The organism is Terribium retamae, from assembly GCF_022347545.1.
Taxonomy (GTDB): domain Bacteria; phylum Pseudomonadota; class Alphaproteobacteria; order Rhizobiales; family Rhizobiaceae; genus Mesorhizobium; species Mesorhizobium retamae.
In genome coordinates this window covers 1-16621 of the sequence record NZ_JAKREW010000001.1, presented here as the reverse complement: position 1 = coordinate 16621, position 16621 = coordinate 1, and the positions used below count along the sequence as shown (strand labels likewise).

The 16621-nt window shown below is 58.8% G+C and carries 17 protein-coding genes and 1 tRNA gene; 8 read left to right on the top strand and 10 right to left on the bottom strand.

All coding sequences use genetic code 11. The features are described 5' to 3' along the window. Window positions 1–3 precede the first annotated feature (3 nt). Window positions 4–1452 carry an aromatic amino acid lyase gene (locus L4923_RS00090; protein WP_239360412.1) on the top strand — a complete coding sequence of 483 codons (1449 nt, stop codon included), beginning with the start codon at window positions 4–6 and terminating at the stop codon, window positions 1450–1452. 70 nt (window positions 1453–1522) lie between these two features. Here L4923_RS00090 and L4923_RS00085 read toward each other — a convergent pair whose 3' ends face one another. Further along, a complete protein-coding gene (locus tag L4923_RS00085) occupies window positions 1523–1786 on the bottom strand; it encodes a DUF982 domain-containing protein (protein WP_425530895.1) in 264 nt (87 codons plus the stop codon). A 220-nt stretch (window positions 1787–2006) separates the two neighbouring features. Then, window positions 2007–3521 carry an ArnT family glycosyltransferase gene (locus L4923_RS00080; RefSeq protein ID WP_239360408.1) on the bottom strand — a complete coding sequence of 505 codons (1515 nt, stop codon included), beginning with the start codon at window positions 3519–3521 and terminating at the stop codon, window positions 2007–2009. Window positions 3522–3679: 158 nt separating this feature from the next. On the opposite strand from L4923_RS00080, the gene map reads away from it, so the two are divergent. Both map and radC read left to right on the top strand, forming a co-directional pair. Further along, the gene (map, locus tag L4923_RS00075; RefSeq protein ID WP_239362038.1) at window positions 3680–4510 is read left to right on the top strand and encodes a type I methionyl aminopeptidase; all 831 of its coding nucleotides are present in this window, start codon (window positions 3680–3682) and stop codon (window positions 4508–4510) included. A gap of 74 nt (window positions 4511–4584) precedes the next feature. After that, the gene (radC, locus tag L4923_RS00070) at window positions 4585–5337 is read left to right on the top strand and encodes a RadC family protein (protein WP_239360406.1); all 753 of its coding nucleotides are present in this window, start codon (window positions 4585–4587) and stop codon (window positions 5335–5337) included. A 16-nt stretch (window positions 5338–5353) separates the two neighbouring features. On the opposite strand, the gene L4923_RS00065 is transcribed toward radC, so the two are convergent. Then, the gene (locus tag L4923_RS00065) at window positions 5354–5878 is read right to left on the bottom strand and encodes a hypothetical protein (protein WP_239360404.1); all 525 of its coding nucleotides are present in this window, start codon (window positions 5876–5878) and stop codon (window positions 5354–5356) included. A 247-nt stretch (window positions 5879–6125) separates the two neighbouring features. Continuing rightward, window positions 6126–7592 (bottom strand): trigger factor, encoded by a 1467-nt coding sequence (gene tig / locus L4923_RS00060; RefSeq protein WP_239362037.1) that lies wholly within the window; start codon window positions 7590–7592, stop codon window positions 6126–6128. A 340-nt stretch (window positions 7593–7932) separates the two neighbouring features. On the opposite strand from tig, the gene L4923_RS00055 reads away from it, so the two are divergent. Together L4923_RS00055 and L4923_RS00050 are read left to right on the top strand one after the other, a co-directional pair. Beyond that, window positions 7933–8017: transfer RNA gene (locus L4923_RS00055), tRNA-Leu, on the top strand. A 629-nt stretch (window positions 8018–8646) separates the two neighbouring features. Continuing rightward, window positions 8647–9081, top strand: coding sequence for a hypothetical protein (locus L4923_RS00050; protein WP_239360401.1), 435 nt, complete (start codon window positions 8647–8649; stop codon window positions 9079–9081). Window positions 9082–9792: 711 nt separating this feature from the next. Here L4923_RS00050 and L4923_RS00045 read toward each other — a convergent pair. Beyond that, window positions 9793–10074: a DUF1515 family protein gene (locus tag L4923_RS00045; protein WP_239360399.1), complete on the bottom strand. Its 282-nt coding sequence runs from the start codon at window positions 10072–10074 to the stop codon at window positions 9793–9795. Between the two features lie 317 nt (window positions 10075–10391). Continuing rightward, a complete protein-coding gene (locus L4923_RS00040) occupies window positions 10392–11207 on the bottom strand; it encodes a lysozyme family protein (protein WP_239360397.1) in 816 nt (271 codons plus the stop codon). Window positions 11208–11411: 204 nt separating this feature from the next. On the opposite strand from L4923_RS00040, the gene L4923_RS00035 reads away from it, so the two are divergent. Then, the gene (locus tag L4923_RS00035) at window positions 11412–12365 is read left to right on the top strand and encodes a hypothetical protein (RefSeq protein ID WP_239360395.1); all 954 of its coding nucleotides are present in this window, start codon (window positions 11412–11414) and stop codon (window positions 12363–12365) included. Between the two features lie 398 nt (window positions 12366–12763). Here L4923_RS00035 and L4923_RS00030 read toward each other — a convergent pair whose 3' ends face one another. The 4 genes from L4923_RS00030 to L4923_RS00015 form a co-directional block, all read right to left on the bottom strand. Further along, entirely contained in the window at window positions 12764–13213 is a 450-nt protein-coding gene (locus L4923_RS00030) for a hypothetical protein (protein WP_239360393.1), read from the bottom strand. Beyond that, window positions 13213–13416, bottom strand: coding sequence for a hypothetical protein (locus tag L4923_RS00025; protein WP_239360391.1), 204 nt, complete (start codon window positions 13414–13416; stop codon window positions 13213–13215). Before L4923_RS00025 ends, L4923_RS00030 begins: the two co-directional genes overlap by 1 nt. Window positions 13417–13961: 545 nt before the next feature. Then, complete coding sequence (locus tag L4923_RS00020) at window positions 13962–14543, bottom strand: GDYXXLXY domain-containing protein (protein WP_239362036.1); 582 nt, start codon at window positions 14541–14543, stop codon at window positions 13962–13964. Then, window positions 14537–15655 (bottom strand): DUF2157 domain-containing protein, encoded by a 1119-nt coding sequence (locus L4923_RS00015; RefSeq protein WP_239360389.1) that lies wholly within the window; start codon window positions 15653–15655, stop codon window positions 14537–14539. The genes L4923_RS00020 and L4923_RS00015 overlap by 7 nt, the downstream gene beginning before the upstream one ends. 238 nt (window positions 15656–15893) lie before the next feature. Between L4923_RS00015 and L4923_RS00010 the strand changes: the two genes are divergently transcribed. Both L4923_RS00010 and L4923_RS00005 read left to right on the top strand, forming a co-directional pair. Beyond that, complete coding sequence (locus tag L4923_RS00010; protein ID WP_239360388.1) at window positions 15894–16034, top strand: DUF1127 domain-containing protein; 141 nt, start codon at window positions 15894–15896, stop codon at window positions 16032–16034. A 45-nt stretch (window positions 16035–16079) separates the two neighbouring features. Next, window positions 16080–16220, top strand: coding sequence for a DUF1127 domain-containing protein (locus tag L4923_RS00005; RefSeq protein WP_239360386.1), 141 nt, complete (start codon window positions 16080–16082; stop codon window positions 16218–16220). Window positions 16221–16621 lie beyond the last annotated feature (401 nt).

Below are 16621 nucleotides of genomic sequence, written 5' to 3'. Positions count from 1 at the left end.
CTCATGACGGTCATCATTACGAACAGGAATGATATCAATCTCGAGACCGTGTTGCGTGTGGCCTGGCAGAACGAGGACGTCGCGCTCAGCGAAACTGCTCTTTCCGAGATTGCCCGTTGCCGGGCAGCTTTCCTCAATCTCATCGAAAAAGACCCGTCGGTCGTCATCTATGGCGTGACGACGGCCATGGGTGAGCTTGCCCACACGCGTCTTTCAGTCGAGGAGCGCGAGCGCCATGCCCGGATAAAGGCATTCGCCGCCGCAACATCCTTTGGCGATCCCTACCCCGAGCGCGTCGTGCGCGCGATGGTATTTGCGCGGCTCGCGAATTTCGTGGAAGGCCATGCGGCAACCACTCCCCGGATTGCGCTTGCGGTCGCGGCAATGCTCGACGGACGGTCGATGCCGGCAGTTGCCTCTTCCGGTCAGGGAGGCGCCGGAGAAATCCTTGCCCTCTATCCCTTATTCGCCGATCTGACATCGCGCTTCGATCTCGAAGTCAAGGAGCGTGGCTCGCTGATCAACGGCTCGCCGTGTGCAGCTGCTCTGATCGCTGACAGCGCGCTTGCCGCCAGAAGGCGTTTGCAGCGAGCCGAACAAGTCTTTGCCCTTTCGATCGAAGCGTTTCGGGCACCGCTTGAACATTATGACGCAGCGCTTGAGACGCTCTGGGGCGACGAGCATGAGGCCGCCGCGTTAAATGGCCTACGCACTCTTCTCGAAGGTGGAACGAACGAACGGCGCAACTACCAGGCACCCGTCAGCTTCCGTATCGTGCCGCGAGTTCTCGGCCAGGCGCATCGTGCCCTTGCGACTGCGGAGCGCGCGGCGGCGATCTCGTTGCGTTCCATCTCAGACAACCCGGTTTTCATTCCGCCGGACGATCAACATGTCCACGGTCGCTGCATCAGTACCGGCGGCTACCACAATGCCATGGCGGCTCCTGCTCTGGACGATCTGGCCGCAATCTGGGCCGATCTTTGCCTGCTATGCGACCGTCACGGGTCCAAGATGCTGAACGGTGCGGTGTCACACTTACCCAACCTGCTGATGGTCGACCGGCATCCGAGCGACAGCGACGGGCATGGCGCACTCGGTTATGTACCGATGGCTTCGACAGGATATCTCGAACAGGCAAAACTGGCAGCGCAGACTACCTTCATTCCGGGCACGGAATCGGCGGGCGCAGGTCAGGATGACGTGGCAGCGACCGCATTCATCGCCTGGGCGAAGGAAGAAAAAGCCGGCCGCCATCTCGATGCATGCCTGGCGGCGCTTTCGGTCATTGCATCGCAGGCCTTCTACGCCACAAAGCGCAAAGCACCGCCTCGGCTAACCCAGTTCATCAATGAAGTGCGATCCATTGTACCGCCGGTGCAGCAGGACAGAATCCTCGGGCCGGAACTGGAGCGGCTGTCGAAACACTTCACGTCGGAAACGTTCAGGCCTTAGACCCAGGCAGGGCTCGATAATGTGTCAGCCTGTCCAATCATTTCCAGGCTTCGTAAAGAAGCTGGCCTTACTAGACCGGCAGCATCTCCGGATCATCGCCGCGCTTGCGGGGACGCATCATGTCCTTGGCCATGATGCCGCTGGCACGGCAGAACGCCGCGAAGGCACGGCAGGCGTCTTCAGCTGTCGCAACACCAACGCTGGCACCGAAACAGGCGTTGAAGGCCGTTTGGTAGAGTTTGCCCTGCTTGCCGGTCGGCCATTCGGACAAGAAGTCCATCGCCTGTTCGACGCCATAAATCTCTTCGACCGGCTGGTTTGGAGTCGGAACAATGCGGACAGGTATGGCAAACTGCAATTCGCGCATGACAACGCCTCTCGAATGGCCTCTACCCGGGCGTGAACGTCTTGTCTGGGCGGAAGTTCCTTGTCTGAGGCTTTTATGGCGAATTGTGGCAACAGCGCGATCACTGGTTGCACATTTGCAACAGAGGTTGGCAGCAGCCATCCTGAGTGCGCTTTCCGCACAGATTAGAGGATATGTCCAGCGTCGGTCAGCCAGGAGCGAAACGTGGCTTACAGTTTCGCGTCGGCGCTTCCGGTAGCCGCTTGTAAAGCGCGCCCCAATCCGACAACGGCTCGACCTTCTTCCAGTACGGCGAAGCGTCCATCACCGCGACATCCGAAGCTCCAGCGACCAGATAGTCACCGGGCACTCGGCAATCAAGTTCATCACGACGCAGTTCGAACATCTTTCGGTGACCATAAACCAGGATGTTCTCGTTCATATGATCGCGATCCCAGACCACCGGGATCGGCCCGGGCGGCAGACCTTTCATTACCGTGGAAAAGGCTTCGACATCGGCGCGCAACTGACGCTGACCGCTTGTGCGTCCATCGGTCACGACAATCTGTACAATCTGGATGACCACGGCGATGGTCAGACCCGCGCCGATAATGAAATGTGCGAAGTAGAGCCGGCGCCAGTACATCGACACCCACAGTCCTGCCATGACGGCGAGCGGCCATGCCGCCGGCATGGAATAGCGTGTCCGCCCGATCGGCAAGATTGTGGTCAGTACCCCCATCGGCACGGCGGCGAGAAGCAGGGCGTCGACGATCCAGCGCCGCTCTTGCGGCAAATCGGAACGGGCGAAGGCCATAGCGACTCCTGCTGGCAGGAATGGCAATTGATAGAGGACCGCAAAGGGCAGATCGCTGAGATGCAGAAGCCGCGTCAACTGATTGTTGCCGCCAACCGCGCCACCAAGCCGCATTTCGCTGACCCAATGCGCAGCACCTGCATCGGAACGGTTGGACCAGGCCCAGGCGAGCATCGGCAGATGCGCAAGCACGATGATAGCAAGCGCAATGACAGCGTCACGCGGTTTTCGCTCGATGAGCGGCATGGCAATCATCGGCAGCGCAGAGAACGCGACCGGAATTGGGCCCTTGGTCATCGCCGCGCAGGCGAGGAGTGTTGCGATGCCAACCCAGAGAACGAGACCAAAACGCTGGCGTACACGGCCATGCAGCCAGAGAGCCAGCGCCATGCCACACAAGGCAGTCGCGGTCACATCGGTCTCACCGATGCGCGCTTTCAGCAGGATTTGCACCGAGCAGAGGAATGCCAGGCCCGCCGTCAGAGCGGCCACCTTTCGGTCGCGCGGAGCAAGAAGAAGGGCCGCTACACCAGCGGAGAGTGCACCAACCAATGCGGCAATCACACCCGGCAACCGTATCGACACTTCGTCCAGGACGCCACGCGCAGAAGCGACGGCCGCCATCAGCCACGGTGTGAACGGCGGCTTGTTGACGTAGGGCGTACCGATAAATTTGAGATGCCACCATGCGCCGCCGTCCAGCATCTCCATCACCTGCAGGGCACGTCTGCCTTCCTCGAAACGCAGCGGACGCAGCCCCAGATACGGGAAGTAAAGGAGAATCCCGGCACCGAGCACGAACAAGGGCCAATATCTGGCCCAGCTCTCCAACATATTGATCTGCCATTGCGCGGGAGAAGCGCGCCAGCCCGACCAGCCGAGCAATTGCCTGAAGAAACCCGACACGGAATGCCGTCCCGTCTAGATGACCTTATCTCGCCGTCTATCGGCATCTAACATGGTCACTCCCACCTGTCTTGCACCCAACGCAATGCAGAGGTTGAAGAACGACACCATCGGTGTCACATGATAACCTGCTCGAAACGAACCGCTTCCGGATGTTCATGGTTACCTATCTCGACGCTGAAACGGCCCCGCTGCGCAACACCGGCCAAATCAGGCTCTATAACGAGGAGAGCTTTGCCGGCATGCGCAAAGCCTGCCTACTGACCGCGCAATGCCTGGATGAACTGGTCGACATCGTAAAACCCGGTGTCACCACGAACACGATCGATCGCTTTGTATTCGAGTTCGGCATGGATCACGGTGCGCTGCCGGCCACGCTCAATTACCGCGGCTATACGAAATCGTCCTGCACGTCGATCAACCATGTCGTTTGCCACGGCATTCCCGACGACAAGCCATTGCGCGATGGGGATATCGTCAACATCGACGTCACCTACATCCTGGATGGCTGGCACGGCGATTCCAGCCGCATGTATCCAGTGGGGAGCGTCAAGCGCGCGGCGGAACGGCTGATGGAAGTGACGCACGAATGCCTGATGCGAGGCCTCGCCGTCATTCGCCCCGGCGTCCGTACCGGAGCTATCGGTCAGGCCATTCAGGTCTATGCCGAAGGCGAACGTTGCTCCGTCGTGCGCGACTTCTGCGGTCATGGCGTCGGCCGGCTATTCCACGACGCCCCGAACATCCTGCATTACGGCCATGCCAATGAGGGTGTGGAAATGCGGCCAGGCATGATCTTCACTGTGGAGCCGATGATCAATCTCGGCCGGCCGCATGTGAAGGTTCTTTCAGACGGCTGGACCGCGGTAACCCGGGACCGTTCGCTTTCGGCTCAGTATGAGCACACGATCGGCGTCACCGAAACCGGCTGCGAGATCTTCACGCTGTCGCCGAAGGGCTTCGACAGGCCGGGCCTCCCGCCGCTGTAGCCTCTATCCCGACCCGATAACTCCCACTAAACTCCAGTGAGCCGGAAGGCATGGCAGCTCGAAGCGGGGGCTAGATGGGCAAAGCAGAAGACGAGCGCCGGTTCCTGGCGGAACAGCCGATGCTGCTGCCCGACAAGCCAAAAACCGCCGACGACAAGCCGCATTATCTCGGCCACCGCGAGAGATTGCGCGAGCGGTTCGCGAGCGCGGGGCACAGCGCCCTGCCTGACTATGAGTTGCTGGAGCTTTTGCTCTTCCGTCTCATTCCACGCACGGATACCAAGCCCATAGCAAAGGCACTGCTTGCGCGTTTCGGCACGCTGGCCGAGGTTCTGGGCGCGCCGGTATCGCTGCTGCAAGAGGTCAAGGGTATCGGTCCCACCGTTGCCCTGGATCTCAAGGTAATCGCGGCTGTCACCCATCGCTCGCTGCGCAGCGAAGTGACCGGCCGCGAATCCTTGTCTTCCTGGCAGCAACTGCTGGACTATTGCCGCGCAGCCATGGCGTTCGAAGCCCGTGAGCAGTTCCGCATCCTTTTCCTCGACAAGAAAAACATGCTGATAGCCGACGAGGTTCAACAGACCGGCACGGTCGACCACACCCCCGTCTACCCTCGCGAAGTGATGAAACGGGCGTTGGAGCTTTCGGCCACTGCGATAATCCTGGTGCACAATCATCCATCGGGAGACCCCACCCCGTCCCGCGCGGACATCGAAATGACCAAGGAGATCATCGAGGCGGGCAAGCGGCTGGGGGTCGCGGTACACGACCATATCGTCATCGGCAAGCGAGGCCATGCCTCGATGAAGGGACTATTGCTGATCTAGACCTGCCGGGTCCACGTCAGGGCGTAGCAATTTTGCATTCAGCTGCCAGCCGATCGATGGCGGCCGCCGCACCGGCGAGGAAGAAATCGGCGTTTGCCCGGCCGGTGATGACGCCAAAGCGCCATGAAAGTCTGAGATGCTTGGCCGATGCAAGCCTGCTGACCGCATCGGTGCCGGGTCTTATCAATGTTCGCGAACCATTGGACACCGACCAGTCTTCCTTGACGTTTTCGCCGCGGTCGACCGACACCGCGACGGTTATGGTGTCCGCCACGGCAACACCGTCGTTCAGCTGCAGCCACTCGCTCCATTGCGGCTCACCGTCCGGACGGCAGGCGATAGTAAGGACGGGACGGTATCCAAGCGCGCCACTGCCGATGGCCAGGATGCTGTCCGCGGACACAGAGGCGGTGATAGAGCCGTCTGGGGTGGAGCCGAACCGCCAGCGGTCCACAGCATCGTCCGCCTGCGCCGAGTTGCAGCCAAACGCCAGCAGCACCACGCCCACTAACGGACGAAGTCCTTCGACCGACCTTGCCAATTTGCCCTCCGCGAAAACAGCGCGACTGACTGCAAACTACGCTGCGGCAGCTTACCAAGTGATTAGTGGTGATTTAGTGGCAAGCTGGACAACTACCAGTAGTCTGGAATGACAGACTAGCCGGAAAAACAACAACCGCAGACCAGTTGTCCGATCAGCAGACATATCGCGACAGAGACCGTCAATCGGATGGATCAAAAGAAAAAGGCCGCCTCGCGGCGGCCTTTGTTCCTTAACCTGTGACGCTTTATTCCGCGTCCTTGGGTGCTTTCTTCTTCGGCGCAGCCTTTTTCTTCGGCTCTTCTGCACCAGCCTCTTCGGCTTTTTCCGTCTTCTTGGCAGCGGCCTTCTTCGCAGGCTTGGCCTTGGTCTCGCTTTCCTCGTCCTCAGCCATCAGTTCTTCCTTGCTCACCTTCTTGTCGGTGACGGAGATCTGGCCGAGCAGATGGTCGACGACCTTTTCCTCGAACATCGGCGCACGCAGCGTGTTCAGTGCATCCGGGTTGGAACGGTAGAACTCGTAAACTTCCTGCTGCTGATTGCCCGGGAAGCGGCGGATTTGTTCGAACAAACCGCGCTGCAGCTCATCGTCGGAAACAGTGATGCCTGCCTTCTCGCCGATTTCGGCGAGCACCAGGCCGAGACGAACGCGACGCTCGGCAAGGCGGGTGTATTCGGCGCGGGCCTCTTCCTCGGTCGTTTCTTCATCGGCGAAGGTGCGGCCGGCAGCTTCGAGGTCACGGTTGACCTGGTTCCAGATGTTGGTGAACTCAGCCTCGACGAGCTTGGACGGCGCTTCGAAGGAATAGGAAGCGTCGAGCTGGTCAAGCAGCTGGCGCTTTACCTTCTGGCGCGTCATCGAACCGAACTGGCTCTCGATCTGACCTTTCACGACCTCGCGCAGGCGCTCGAGCGATTCCAGGCCGAGGTTCTTGGCGGTTTCGTCGTTCACCTCGAGCTTGCCGGGGGCAGCAACTTCCTTGACGGTGACGTCGAAAGTCGCTTCCTTGCCGGCCAGGTGCGGCGCCTGATAATTTTCCGGGAAGGTCACGGTGACGAGTTTATCATCGCCGGCCTTGGTGCCGATCAGCTGATCCTCGAAGCCGGGGATGAACTCCTTGGAGCCCAGGACCAGAGGCTGATCCGTACCGGAACCGCCGGCGAAAGCCTCGCCGTCGATCTTGCCGACATAGTCGATGGTGACGCGGTCGCCTTCGGCTGCCTTGCCCGATTTGGTCTCGTAGGAACGCGACGACTCTGCAACGCGCTGGACCTGTTCGTCGATCTCCGATTCCGGCACGTCATAGACCGGGCGCGTCACCTTGATGTCGGAGAAATCCTTGATCTCGATGGCGGGGATGACCTCGTAGTTCAGCTTGAACTCGAAATCGCTACCGCCAGCCAGGATTTTCTCGGCTTCCTTCTCGTCCTCGGTCATGATGACCTCGGGCTGCATGGCTGCCTTTTCGCCGCGGCCGGTGATGATGGTGCGCGACTCGTTCAGGATCTCGTTGACCACCTCGGCCATGAAGGACTTGCCATAGACCTTGCGCAGATGCTGGACAGGAACCTTGCCCGGACGGAAGCCGTTGATGCGGACCTTGTCCTTGGCATCCGACAGCCGGGCCAGAAGCTTGGCCTCCATGTCGCCGGCGGGCACGACGACCTTGATCTCGCGCTTGAGGCCGGAATTGAGCGTTTCGGTGACCTGCATCATCAAACCTTTTATCTTCACCAATGAGACTGGCTAACGGACCTGCCGTTCGCAGCCTGCCGGAATAGTCTTGCCGGGAGTGGCTTTGGGTACGGAAGCTGGAGCCTTGACCGCTTCGGCGGCTCAATTCCCCCAACGACGCCCCAAAATGTGATTAAGTCTTTGTTTTTCCGACTTCATATCACATTTTAGCAGAAGCGGATCGTCGCATCCCGTCACATTCGACACGCCTTTTGTCACAGGCGAGGCCGATTTTCAACTATCTTCGCGCCCGGCAACAGGCTGTGTCTTGACCAGCGACATTGACAGAATGATGGCTACGTGGGATTTGGCCCATTATGCGGATGTGGCGGAACTGGTAGACGCCCCGGATTTAGGTTCCGGTGCCGAAAGGCGTGGGGGTTCGAGTCCCTTCATCCGCACCATTTCCCAAGAAATATCTAATGGTTTCAATACGATAGGCCGATTCCCGGTTTCCTATCCACCTCATAATCCACCTTGGCGCCTTTGCTAGATGTGGCGATATGTAGCTGATTTGGCATCGTTTCCTTGCGTCCGAGGTGTGCCTTGGCGGAGTTACTTGCAGATGACCGGTCATTTGAACTTTACGCCAGCGCAAATGCGAGCGGCTGCGAAGGTGGCAAAAGAGTTCGGAGTGTCTGTGCGTTTGGAGCCTGACGGGACGGTCGTTGTTTCTCCATCATCGGAGCCCGCTGGCGAGAACGCATTCGACAACCTGCAGCAATATCTCCAGCGCAGAGACGGCCGGCGTCTGGAGACAAAAAACCGAAAAAGGAGCCTAAGACTGTCGACTACTACGCCGCAGCGTTTGCCAAGATGGATCCGAATTCCAGGAAAGCCCTGACGGAGGGATACCTCTGGGAATGGAACACTTTCAAAGATCACGTTTCAAGCAAGCCACTCAATAAGCGAGAGACTGCCGCATTGGAGGCGCTGTCAAACTTCAGCGTCGAAAAAGCATCCATCCTGCTCTGTTCAAAGAGTTCCACGACGCCACGGGTCAGCCATATGGGCCTTACGGACCGATCAGCTTGTGGAAGAGCACGGTCTCAGATCCGGAGAGCCGGTTTCAGAAGAGATCATCACTCAAATCCGGGAGCAGGCCACCCCGAGATTGCCACACTTGGAAGAGCTGCGCGAGCACTACGGAACAGCCCCCGTACCGCACGAACCGTTTATGTCAGCGTGGGTGCCGAAGGAATATGCAAACTTCCTTGCAATTGAATTGGGACTACCTTCGGAGATTATCCTCGGCATCGTCCAGAAGTTAGCGATCTCAGTCCGAGACGAATTGACGGCAGGGAAATGGATAGCTGCGACTCCCGCACGGCGGCGAGAACAGGCGTTCCTGATTTTCGAGGCAAAACTACCGGAGGATAATGGAAACGCGCTCAATGATCGCAATATAGAGAGAGAGTTAAGCAGCTTGTGCTCTCGACCATCGTTGCCATTTCCGACAACGATATGAAGGTCACAGGGGCACTTTATGGCCCCTAAAAAGGCGCGGGATTTTGAACCAAGACCAAGGCACTGACGAGAATTAAGCCTAAAAAGTGTCCGTAGTCGCTGCCTTAAAATGATTCTAAGCTGCCGTGGGCATGTCGCCAACAGCCCTTTTCGCCGTCAGACAAACTGCTGTCGTGGTTTTGCGCCTCGCGCGCGGCGGTCGGCTGGTTCTTACCCTCCAGGGTGACTAGATACACCCAGCCGGCCGCTCTCGTTGCCCGCAAACGCCGGCCGCCGGGAGAAGATTGGCCTATCTCGGTTAGCCCCAGCCAAAACCCTGGCTCATGCAACCAAACGGGCTGCAGGGTCCGGACGGCGCCGACCCGGCGCGGCCTGAAGGCTTACGCCCGGCTACCATCACGTCCGATTCCGTCGCATTCTTCTCAATGACGGGCTTAGCCGGGACGCTCGCTGATGCCGCTCCCGTGAACACGAAGACGGCGGATGCCGCGACGATTATCATTCTCATGTAGACCTCCTTGCTTGAGCATTCACGGAGGTATTCATGCCGTGTCAAATGGGAAGGGGACATACGGCAAACGCCGTAGATCGACGGCCTGCCGGAAGCTTGGTAGCGCCCGCTGAACGGCAAAAAGCCCGCCCCGGCGAACCGGAGCGGGCGTTACCTGAGACGCGCCAGCCAACTGCCAGACGCGGCGTGCGCGTAATGGTGCTATGTGGCGAGAAAAAGGGCCGTCAGCCGGTGCGGCCGAACAGCTTTAAAAGCCAGTCTATGGGTTGCTGGAAGGGAAGCACCGCCGATACCGACAACACCGAGCGCGCCCAGCCCCATTAGCTTCCACATACGCCGATCGTTCGCGATAATGAGGCGCCGCGTTTCGCTGGAAGGCGTTAGCTTCGCGACCCCGTCACAATCACTGACACGAACCGTCTGTGAACACGCCGCCAAGGGCAGCACACAGTGCAGCATCATCCATCGCAGAAACTGCGGCATCGGTTTTGCTCCTTTCGCGGAGAATGATCACGGAACGGTTGAGCATGGCCGAGCGCTCATAGGCCCGGCCGGACTGATAGACCTCGTAATAGGTCCATCAGATGAAGGCGGCTCCGATCAGGCCGCAGATGGCGTAGACGCCCAGCTTGGAGTTGAGGAAAGACCAGATCATTGTCGGTCCTTCCGAATTTCACAGCCGCGCTCATAGTCTGCCTTCGGACAAATCTTGAAGCTGACCCAGTGGGACTGACAAAGAATGGCAATGGCACCCAGAGCCATCGCTGCCGACACTGCAAATGGAATGAGCCTAGACATACTCAACCCTCCACCGCACCGCAGATATCCTGCACCGCTCCGATGATCTGCCGACGAAGCAGGATGACGATCACCAGCGCGACAATGGTGGTGCCCCCGATGGCGACGACGGTCTGCCAGTTGGCGCCGAGCAGGCCAGCGATACCAGCGCCGCCAGAACCGAAGATGGTCGTCAGCCAACCCCAAAGGTTGGTCTTCTTCTTGACCTCCTTGTCGACCGCTTTGGGCACGACAGGTATCTCGATCGGCACGGTCACCTTCTCGACAGCCTTTGGCTGGCCCTGAGCATGGCGCTTGGCGACTTCCGCCAATGCCGCCTTGACCATGGAAACCGACACGCCGGCGTGTTGGCCTTCATAGTGCCCCTTCCCGTTCGGCTTCGGGATCGAGGCCCACTCCTGCGCCAAATTGCCAATGAGCGTATCGAGCTTCAGCCGGCCGGCGAGCCACTTGTCGATGCCGCGCTGGCCGAGCAGGTAGCAGGCGAGCCGATCCTGCATGTCGGCATCGAACTTCTCTCGGCCGGTGAGCCCGAGCTGCTCCCGCATGGTGCGGAGCGTGGTGCGGATGATCTGGTACCGGCCAAGTGCCGACGACTTCAGCTTGTTCTTGCGGTTGGCCAGCATCTTCGTCTGCAGCGCTTCGATCTGATCGAGCGTCATGTTGACGAGATCTACATCGCCGCCGGTGTAGGCGCCGTAGCCAAGGGTTTCGTTGTAGCCATCGCCTTTGTCGGTGCCCTCAGACTTGCCGAGCAGGTCGAGCATTGGGCGGTACACGTAATAGCGGTCGCCCGCCCCCGCAGGTGCGTTCGTCATGGATTGTCCTTTCAAAGCGTTTCTTAAGAAGCAGAGAGAGCGAAGAGCCGCCGCGTTTCGATTCGCGACCGCACCGCAATAACCAAAAAGTACTAGTTCAAATTGTCCGTGCAGCGGCCACTGGGGCGCTGGTTGCCGTTGAATGACAAGTCCGTGTGTGCAAAGAGCAATTAGCTGGCTTCATGGAGATGTTAGGAAAGTCCATTGAAACGCGCCTTTATTGTACTCGGCATGCTGTGGGCATGCTCGCTAGCAGCTCCAATGGGCGGTCTTGTCTACCTTTGGCAGAGACTGAAGATCACTGAGATCCGAGCAACCAATCTCATCAATGAAGTCGATGCACTGCAGATACAGTCCAAAGACGTGGAAGCGTTGATGCGACAGTCCACCGAAGTGGAATCTCTCCTTGCCCAGCTTGCGATAGAGCCGGGTGGTCGATTGGGCTCGATAGCCGTTGGCAATGGCCTAGATAACACCGTCACCATCGGAGGTTCAGAATCGGCCGGGCAATGGAATACAGCTGTCGGCATTAACTCATTGTTGACGAGTACGACTGGCTGGGGCCAAACTGCTGTTGGCTTCAACGCACTGCGAGACTCCGGCGTGGGCGAAGGTCCGGTCGGAACAGGTGTCTTTGGCAACACGGCTGTCGGTTACAACACTATGGTCGTAAACAGAGAAGGGTATGACAACACGGCGATCGGCACCAACGCCCTCCTCAACAATGTGCGGGGGTACGACAATGTCGCCGTTGGCATTAACGCGCTGAAGAACAACCGAATCGGATTCGAAAATACAGCCCTCGGCTTCGATGCTCTGATGAACCTGACTGAAGGAAGTCAGAATATTGCCATAGGCGGCATGGCTGCCCGCTTCGCTGGGGGTCAGCCAAAATTGACCGGCACACAAGGCATTTTCATTGGCCAACGCGCCGAGCCCTTAACTGATGGATCCACCAACGAGATTGTCATCGGATCTAATGCCATTGGCAAAGGAAGCAATACCATTGTTCTTGGCAACGACGATACGGTAGACGTTTACCTTACGGGCGCAGTGCACATAAACAAACCTGCAACCAAATCTACTAGTGCCAATCTGGCCTACGACTTCGATACGGGTACTATCGTGTTGGTAGAAGACCAGAATTTGATGCGTTAGTCAGTCTTCTCTTTTTGCAATCAAACGACTAAGGTTCGCCTCGGGTAACATCTTCGGGCTTGGGGCTTCCGATGCAGACTGTTGTAGCGCTGTGCTTGGCGCTAGTGAAGGCGGTTCGTTTATATTACGGACCGCGTGAGTGGCATGAGGTTCCCTTAATGGCAAAACGGTGATGGACATTCATGGCCACCCATTTCTGACTCATGGGCATGGCGCAGACGCCGCACCGACATGTCATTTGAGTACATAACGAACCGGACAAGCGACTGAAAGATGCCCCGGCAGCGATGAGCCGACGTCCAGAGTGACGGGAAGTCGGCCATAAGCTCCGGCCACGCCGTTTCGGTGCCGTCTCCGATCTTGCTTTTGATGTACGCCCACGATCCACCAGGCTTAGCTCAAGGCGGGGACGATACTGAGCCGTCAGCCTCAATCGTCACCTCGCGACCACCGAGGAAGTATTGCTCCGTGGCAACCATCGGCCCTTTGACGTGCCAGACCAGCCGAGAAATGACATTTCCCTTGGTGTTTCCGAACGCCTTCAACCCGCCAAGCTTCACGCGGCCTACAGCGTCGAACTCTGAGCTTTCCGCCTCCTGGAAAGTGTTCTTCATCTCGCCAGGGTCGATTTTCTGCTGTTGCCGACCAAAGGCAAGCTGCGCACCGATCACCGCGGCATAGGCAGCTATCTGGACACCGGTATAGATCGCACCGAACGACGCCACGGCTCTCAGCGGACCGGCGAACAGCGAGAACGCGATCGGCGTGATGATGAAATCCGCCTGGGCATGCGCCGTCATCGCCAGCAGCGAAACGCAGCCGGCCAAGGCAAGCTTGATCCACTTCATCAGGAGACAGCCCAGACTTTCAGGTAAGAGCGCGGCGCGATCCAGAGGAACCCGCCTTCCTTTCGCCAGCAGCAGACGCCACCGGCTGCACAGACAACGCCGATTGGTCCCAGCCGGCGCGTGTCGATGACGGCGATATCTCCGAGCATCGCAGGGCCGAAGCGCTCCATGACGCCGGTACCGACAAGGCACTCATCCCACATGCCCGCAGCCCGCCGGCGGCCTCTGTGAGCGCGTGAGCCTCGGCCTGTCTGGCATAGAAGGAGACTTACCTTGCTTGAGCTGCTTATTCAGATCGGACCGATGTTCGCGGTGTTCACATTCTTAAGTGTCGCGTACAGGGTCAGATGATCGCTGCTACAGCACTGCTGCTGCCGTCCACATTGCGTCTATCTGGCCATCCGTGATCGAAAGCGCTGCCGCGATCTTGCCCCGGAAGTTGCCGTTGAGACCAACCCTCGCTTCGCCAGCGGGGTTAGAAGCACCGTTTGGATGCAGGTAAACAGTGCCGCCGCCTCCAGAAGTGCCGAGGACGGCAAATACCGCGGCCCCGAAGACATGCCCCCAGCCGGTATAAGGTTGTCATCACTCCTCAAGCCACCGTGAACCTGGCCGCGGGCCGCGACGGCTCCGTTCAGGTCGAAGTTCCGTTGTTGGACATGGCGCCAACGCCGACAAGAAGCATTGCATCCACGGGCTCGTCGAGGGTGACCCGCGTGCCGTGCCTCAAGAATAACCAATGCATGGTTTAATAAAGCGGCTCCTCGAACAGCGTCTTGTCGCCGTCCATCAGCGCCTTGATCTGAGGAGTGCCGTCCTTGGCGAGTGCAACGCGGACGCCAAAGGGGCGAACACGCATGTCGGTCTCGACGGCACGCCCTTCGCCTTCCGGCAGATAGAAGCGTTCGATGCCGTATTCCGGCGAGAGCGTCGCGTCACCCTCGATCGACCAACCGCCTGAAATCGTGCCGGCAATATCGGCTTCGTCTGGGCCCGGCTGCGAGGCCGGTGTAGCGAGGAAGGCCGAGACCGGACGCCAGTAACCGTCGGCATCCTTCTTCAATCGAACAATAATGCGCCCTCCAGCGGTCGTTGTCTGACCGGGAGGCAGATCGGCAATCAGTTTTGCCGGAAGGGTGGAGATCTCATAACCCAGCCGCACATAGTCGCCGCGCAGCAGGTCGCGCGGATCGACAGGCTCGACCTTCAGCAAAACCTCCGTGCCGTTGCGCAGGATGGCGGCGCGGCCGGCGATCATCCAACTTAGAAAACCAATCTGGACAAGCGCCAGAACAACAGCGGAGATGACGAGCTTCTTTCCGGTCACGATGTTGCTCCCCTCTCGGCAGCATGCCCTCGCATGCGCTTTTCGACACGCATGATGACAAAGGCGAGAAGACCAAGGGTTACGGCGGCCGCCAGGAAGAAGCTGGCGGTATCCAACATTGTTCCCATCATGACGAGATAGATCCAGACCAGTTCATACGCGAAACCGATATAGGCGAGCCAGCGCAAGCCCCGGCTCTCACGACCGGCCAGCACGATGGCGGCAACGATGCCGGCGAGCATCAGCGCCGAAGTGAGGATAAGGCCCCCACCCTCGTCGTATTTGAATTGAAGGATGGCCATGCCGACAAGAAAGCCAAGAAGGGCATGCAGCGGCAGTCGCCCGCCAAGTTGCAGCAAGCCATCCAGCGGCTCAGACGCATAGACGGCAGCGGCAAAGACCGCTGCCGAGCCGATCGCCAACTGAATTGCCATCGCATCCCAGTCGTCGCTTAGAGCGACAAAACCGGCATAGACGACCAGTGACAAAATAATGAGGTGGCGCGCTGCTTGGCTGCGGGTCCAATAAGAGACGAGGAACAGCGCTATCGCCATCAGGACATAAAGGTAGGGAAAATCGAAACCATCGCGGAAATCGAATCCGTTCAAAAGCATCATCACCAGCCAGCCATCAGCGATGGCGACAGCCATGACGGTGAGCGGATTCGAACGCAGCGCGACTGCGGCAAGCGCCGTGCCGGCGCACCACACAAGGATCGCACCGGATTCATCGCCGGAAAAATGATACATCTGACCGATCAATGCGATCGCGCCACCAAAGGCAGCAGCAGCAACCACCCATGCAGCTTCGGCAAAGGCGGGGTAATCACGCAGCTTCAGCCATGCGCCACCGACATAGCCTGCCGCGATCACGGCAAAGACGGTCAGTACGCGCGTTATGCGGGGTATGGCTTCCCAGTTGGCAGCGATGAAGATCAGGATCGCCGCGCCAAGCAGGATGGCTGCCAGCATGGCAAGGACCGTCCCGAATGACAATGAGCGGCGGGCATTCGCTTCGACGTCACGGTTCAGCTTTGCGGCGGTTTCAGCGTTGATCAGGCCATTTTCGACCCAACGTGCGATGTCTTGCCTGACCTTGCCCGCATAGCTTGCCAAGGGTTTCACTCCACTACTTTAGTCGAATTACCAGCCGGCCGGGGCAAATCATTGGCAGGGCGTCGTTTTCCGATTCTGGCTTCTTTATGACGGCGGTGTGAAATGGCCGCCATGTTGCATTGCACAAAACGCATTGCTGCCATGCGCCAATCGCACTTTTAAATCGATATGGGTCCACCTATTTTAGCGGCGTACAGAGAAGATGAACGAACGACCAAAGACGTAACGAGTAAGTATCATGAACCTGATCCGCAACTACCGCAACTGGCGCCGTTACCGGGACACCGTCTCCGAATTGAGCCGCCTGAGCAACCGTGAGCTGAGCGACATCGGCATTAGCCGCAGCGACATCGCTTACGTGGCCCGCAAGGCCGGCTAATCTATCGGGCCGATCCCGGCCCGAACCGAATTGAGAGACAAGACAATGAACCTGATCCGCAGCTACCGTAACTGGCGCGCTTATCGCGACACGGTCGAACAGCTGGGTCGCCTGTCGAACCGCCAGTTGGAAGATATTGGCCTGTTCCGCATGGAGATCAAGAAGGCCGCTCGCAAGGCGAGCTAAGCAATTTCGCCAGGGCCTACCTCCTCCCAGGCCCTGACGGATACGGTCACCCCTTACCTCCTCCCAAGGGTTGACCCTCGAAATGGCGCCCGCCGCATTCCTCCTCCCAGCGGCGGGCGTTATTTCCAAGAGAGCTTCACCCTCTCCAATCGGTGAAAGGAATTTCGTCAAAGCCGACCTCCTCCCCGGCGATGACGAATAGGTCGGCTTCCTCCTCCTCCCTGAGGCCGACCACCGAAACGGTGCCCGCCGCACTCCTCCTCCCAGCGGCGGGCATTGTTCCGAAAGAGAGTTTCGCCCTCTCCAATCGGCGAAAGGAATTTTGTCAAAGCCGACCTCCTCCCCGGCGATGACGAATAGGTCGGCTTCCTCCTCCTCCCTGAGGCCGACCACCGAAACGG